The following is a 4,638-nucleotide window of genomic DNA, read 5'->3' as shown; positions in this document are numbered from 1 at the left end:
CCGAGATCGCGGTGGCCAAGGTCAATGCCGACGCCCCGTTCGACAAGATCTGCTACATCGGCTGCGGCGTCACCACCGGCATCGGTGCTGTCATCAACACGGCCAAGGTCGAGCAAGGCGCGACGGCGGTCGTGTTCGGCCTCGGCGGCATCGGCCTCAACGTCATCCAAGGCCTGCGCCTTGCCGGCGCCGACATGATCATCGGCGTCGACCTGAACAATGACAGACGAGCCTGGGGCGAGAAATTCGGCATGACGCATTTCGTCAATCCGAAGGAGATCGACGGCGATGTCGTGGCTTATCTCGTCAACATGACCAAGCGCGGCGCCGACCAGATCGGCGGCGCCGACTACACCTTCGACTGCACCGGCAACACCAAAGTCATGCGGCAGGCGCTGGAAGCGTCGCATCGCGGCTGGGGCAAGTCGGTCATCATCGGCGTTGCCGGCGCCGGCCAGGAGATATCGACGCGGCCGTTCCAGCTGGTCACCGGCCGCACCTGGATGGGCACCGCCTTCGGCGGCGCGCGCGGCCGCACCGACGTGCCGAAGATCGTCGACTGGTACATGGCCGGCAAGATCGAGATCGATCCGATGATCACCCACACGCTGAAGCTCGAGGACATCAACAAGGGCTTTGACCTGATGCATGAAGGCAAGTCGATCAGGAGCGTGGTAGTCTATTGAAGGAGGTACTGATCCGGGTTCGGATCCGATATCCGAATTTCAGCGAGTCGCTCAGTATGCAGAGCTGGCAATTCGGCGAACATCTTTGGGTAGCGCTTAGGAATAACAACCGCGTTCGCATCGACCTCGATGAGATCGACCGCGGCAGAGAAGAAATATCGTTTCTCGTGCGCGATACATATCTGAGCAAGGCGCTCAAGGTGGTAGAGCGCGTCAAGCAAGAACACCGTATGGAGAATGAAGCGGTAATCGAAACGGAACCAGCATAGAACCAAGGGAGGAGACAAAAATGCCGGAAAAACTGCATCCTAAAATCGACAATGGACTGCCACGGGAAAAGGCCGACTTTGCCGGCGGCACGCTGGTCTGCGCCTGCACCAGCAACCCGGTCAAGGTCAAGGTCAAGGGCCAGATCGCTCACAACCATGCCTGCGGCTGCACCAAATGCTGGAAGCCGGAAGGCGCGCTGTTCTCGGTCGTGGCGGTTGCCGGTACAAACGACGTGACGGTGACCGAAAACGGCGACAAGCTGAAGATCGTCGATCCGGGCGCGCTGATCCTGCGCCATGCCTGCACCGGCTGCGGCGTCCACATGCACGGCCCGGTCGAGCGCGACCACGCTTTCAAGGGGCTGTCCTTCATCCATCCCGAGCGCTTCCAGGAAGACGGCTGGTCGCCGCCGGGCTTCACCGCCTTTGTCTCCTCGATCATCGAGTCCGGTGTCGATCCGAGCCGCATGGACGGCATAAGGTCACAGCTGAAGTCGATCGGGCTCGAACCTTATGATTGCCTCAATCCAGGACTGATGGACTATATCGCCACCTGGACGGCCAAGAGATCCGGCGCGTTGCCGGCCTAGTAGCCGCTCGACTATCATCGATCGAGCCGGGCGACGCCGCCCGGCTCTTTCGCATTTGGAACAACGATGCCCGCACCTGCTATTCTCGTCGATGCCGACGCTTGCCCGGTGAAGGCCGAGGTCGAAAAAGTCGCTGAGCGGCACGGCATCGTCGTCACCTTCGTCTCCAATGGCGGCTTGCGTCCGTCGCGCGATCCGATGGTCCGCAATGTCGTCGTCTCCAAGGGTGCCGATGCCGCCGACGACTGGATCGTCGAAAATGCCCGGTCCAACGACATTGTGGTGACCGCCGATATCCCGCTTGCCGCGCGCGCGGTGGCGCTTGGCGCCCACGTACTTGGTCCGGCCGGACGCCCGTTTACGCCTGAAACGATCGGCATGGCGGTGGCAATGCGCGATCTCAAGCAGCATCTGCGCGAGACCGGCGAAAGCAAGGGCTACAATTCGAGCTTCGCGCCGCAGGACCGCTCGCGGTTCCTCGGCGAGCTTGACCGCATCCTACGGCGGGCGCTGAAATCCGCGTCTGCGGACTGAAGGCCATGGCGACCGGTACCCCGACCAAGATGCCCATGCGACGCCACACGCCGTTCGCGGTGTCGGCCTGCATCGGCGTGGCAGCCTTTGGCGCCGCGCTGGTCTGGCGTGCGCCGCTTGCCTATTCGATCGGCGCCAATGTGTTCTTTGCCGCCTATCTCGTCCTTGTCATCGCCCATATGCCGCGGCTTACCGGCAGCTATCTGCGCAAGAATGCAGGCGACACGGACCTGCCGGTACTGGCCATCTTCGCGGTCACGCTGATTGTCGTCGCTATTGCCATCATGTCGTTGTTTCAATTGATCAACAGGGAGAAGAGCGCGGACACCGTCGAGCTTATGGTGGCGCTGCTGTCTATCCCGCTTGGCTGGTTGACCATCCATGCGATGGCCGCACTTCACTACGCGCATATCTACTGGTTGGATGGCGATGCGATGGATGGCGACACAAAAAAGAAAATTCCGGTCGGCGGCCTCGACTTCCCGGGCGGCAAGCGGCCGGAAGGCTCGGATTTCCTCTATTTCGCCACGGTGATCGGCATGACGGCGCAAACCGCCGACACCAACATCACGACCTCGCAAATGCGCCGTGTCGTGCTTGTGCATTCGATCCTGTCGTTCTTCTTCAACACGGTCATCGTGGCAGCCGCGGTCAACCTCGCCGTCAGCCTCGGCAGTCCGTAATAAATCCGTGATCGGGTGAAACATCGCTTAGGCTGGCGACGTATTGGGAGGAGAAGAGATCTGACGAGGCCGCGGAACCGCTTGGCAGGGAGGCACGGAAAATATGGAATCAGTTGCCAGAGGCGAAGCCAGCACCGGGGCAGATAGCGCTGCTTCGACGGATGCGACGCTGATCTATCGGCAGTCGCGCTGGACGCGGCTGACGCATTGGCTGTGGGCGATCGCGCTGTTCTTCATGCTGCTTTCCGGCCTGCAGATCTTCAACGCCCGCCCGCAGCTCTATATCGGCAAGGAGTCGGGTTTTGGCTACAACAACACCGTCTTCGCCATTGGCGCCGAGAATACGGCGACTGGCCCGCGCGGCTATACCGAAATCTTCGGCAAGCGCTTCGATACCACTGGCGTGCTCGGCTGGTCGGGTCCGGCCGGCCAGGAGACCTCCCGTGCCTTCCCGTCCTGGGCGACGATCCCTTCCTATTACGATCTCGGCACCGCGCGCGTCGTTCATTTCTTCTTTGCCTGGGTGCTGACCACCACGCTGCTGGTCTGGCTGGTCGCCAGCCTGATCAACGGCCATTTGCGCCGCGATCTTGCCCCGCGCCTCGATGATTTCAGGCGGCTGCCGCGAGACATTGTCGAGCACGCCAAGCTCAGGTTCCACCACACGCGCGACTACAACACGCTGCAGAAGATGGCCTATGGCGGCGTGCTGTTCGTGCTGCTGCCGCTGATGATCATCACCGGCCTTGCCATGTCGCCGAGCATGGATTCGGTGCTGCCGTTCCTGAATGATCTGCTCGGCGGCCGACAGACGGCACGCACCATTCATTTCACGGTGATGCTGCTGCTCGTCGCCTTCTTCATTATCCACATCCTGATGATCCTGGCCGCCGGCCCGATCAACGAGCTGCGCTCCATCATCACCGGGTGGTACCGAACCGACCCGCCGGCGCATGGCGACAAAGCGCCAGAGAGGAGTGCCTGACATGGCGAAATTCGAGATCAGCCCCAAGCTACAGATAAGCCGAAGAAAGTTCCTGACCTCGGCCAGCCTCGGCCTTTCCGGCATCATGCTGTCGGGCTGCGACGCCTTCGACAGCCAGCTTGGCGTCGGCGACAGCCTGCGCAGCTTCCTCGAAAGCGCCAATGGCCTGACCTGGCGGGCGCAGCGACTGCTTGCCGGCGCTGATGCGCTGGCGCCGGAGTTCACCGAGGCCGACATTCGCCAGCCGCAGCGGCCGAACGGTGTCACCGCACCGGACGACGATTTCTACAAGGGCCTGCTCGCCAGCGATTTCGCCGACTGGCGGCTGGAGGTTTCAGGCCTGGTCGAAAAACCGCTGTCGCTGAGCCGCGAGCAGCTGATGAACATGCCGAGCCGCACCCAGATCACCCGTCACGACTGCGTCGAAGGCTGGAGCTGCATTGCCAAATGGACCGGCACGCCGCTGTCGCTGGTGCTCGACCAGGCAGTGGTCAAGCCGCAGGCGCGCTACGTCATGTTCCACTGCCTCGATACGATCGACCGCAGCCTGGCCGGCGATATCAAATATTACGGCTCGATCGACCTGATCGATGCTCGCCATCCGCAGACGATCCTTGCCTATGGCCTCAACGGCAAGCCATTGCCGGTCGAGAACGGCGCGCCGCTGCGCGTGCGCGTCGAGCGCCAGCTCGGCTACAAGATGCCGAAATACCTCTACAAGATCGAGCTGGTCGACGGCTTCGCCAACATCGGCGGCGGCAGAGGCGGCTATTGGGAGGACAATGGCTACGACTGGTACGGCGGCATCTGACCGATAGTGTTGAAGAAGTCGGCGATGAAGCCGTGGATCCACTCGCACCGAAGCGTCTTGATTAAGGTCGACGCGACCTC

The 4,638-nt window shown here is 61.8% G+C and carries 7 protein-coding genes; all 7 read left to right on the top strand.

What is annotated here, in order from left to right; translation table 11 throughout:
- The coding region (locus NKH41_RS33765) for a zinc-binding dehydrogenase (RefSeq protein WP_352935931.1) at positions 1–686 on the top strand (686 nt) is incomplete at its 5' end.
- A complete protein-coding gene (locus NKH41_RS33760) occupies positions 683–955 on the top strand; it encodes a hypothetical protein (RefSeq protein WP_352451332.1) in 273 nt (90 codons plus the stop codon). The genes NKH41_RS33765 and NKH41_RS33760, both read left to right, overlap by 4 nt.
- A 20-nt stretch (positions 956–975) precedes the next feature.
- Complete coding sequence (gene gfa / locus NKH41_RS33755) at positions 976–1,545, top strand: S-(hydroxymethyl)glutathione synthase (RefSeq protein WP_352451333.1); 570 nt, start codon at positions 976–978, stop codon at positions 1,543–1,545.
- A gap of 66 nt (positions 1,546–1,611) precedes the next feature.
- Positions 1,612–2,079 carry a YaiI/YqxD family protein gene (locus NKH41_RS33750; protein WP_352770259.1) on the top strand — a complete coding sequence of 156 codons (468 nt, stop codon included), beginning with the start codon at positions 1,612–1,614 and terminating at the stop codon, positions 2,077–2,079.
- 5 nt (positions 2,080–2,084) lie between these two features.
- Complete coding sequence (locus tag NKH41_RS33745; protein ID WP_352473888.1) at positions 2,085–2,762, top strand: DUF1345 domain-containing protein; 678 nt, start codon at positions 2,085–2,087, stop codon at positions 2,760–2,762.
- A gap of 103 nt (positions 2,763–2,865) precedes the next feature.
- The gene (locus tag NKH41_RS33740; RefSeq protein WP_352766747.1) at positions 2,866–3,747 is read left to right on the top strand and encodes a cytochrome b/b6 domain-containing protein; all 882 of its coding nucleotides are present in this window, start codon (positions 2,866–2,868) and stop codon (positions 3,745–3,747) included.
- A 1-nt stretch (position 3,748) separates the two neighbouring features.
- Complete coding sequence (locus NKH41_RS33735; RefSeq protein ID WP_352614056.1) at positions 3,749–4,558, top strand: molybdopterin-binding protein; 810 nt, start codon at positions 3,749–3,751, stop codon at positions 4,556–4,558.
- Positions 4,559–4,638 lie beyond the last annotated feature (80 nt).

It is taken from the genome of Mesorhizobium sp. M1169, assembly GCF_040318345.1.
In the GTDB taxonomy this organism is placed as follows: Bacteria; Pseudomonadota; Alphaproteobacteria; order Rhizobiales; family Rhizobiaceae; genus Mesorhizobium.
This window is presented reverse-complemented; position numbering and strand designations above follow the sequence as displayed.

Bases quoted from the DNA above. Each gene is read 5' to 3' on its own strand.
- gfa (WP_352451333.1), top strand. From the start codon at position 976: ATGCCGGAAAAACTGCATCCTAAAATCGACAATGGACTGCCACGGGAA.
- NKH41_RS33750 (WP_352770259.1), top strand. From the start codon at position 1,612: ATGCCCGCACCTGCTATTCTCGTCGATGCCGACGCTTGCCCGGTGAAG.
- NKH41_RS33745 (WP_352473888.1), top strand. From the start codon at position 2,085: ATGGCGACCGGTACCCCGACCAAGATGCCCATGCGACGCCACACGCCG.
- NKH41_RS33740 (WP_352766747.1), top strand. From the start codon at position 2,866: ATGGAATCAGTTGCCAGAGGCGAAGCCAGCACCGGGGCAGATAGCGCT.
- NKH41_RS33735 (WP_352614056.1), top strand. From the start codon at position 3,749: ATGGCGAAATTCGAGATCAGCCCCAAGCTACAGATAAGCCGAAGAAAG.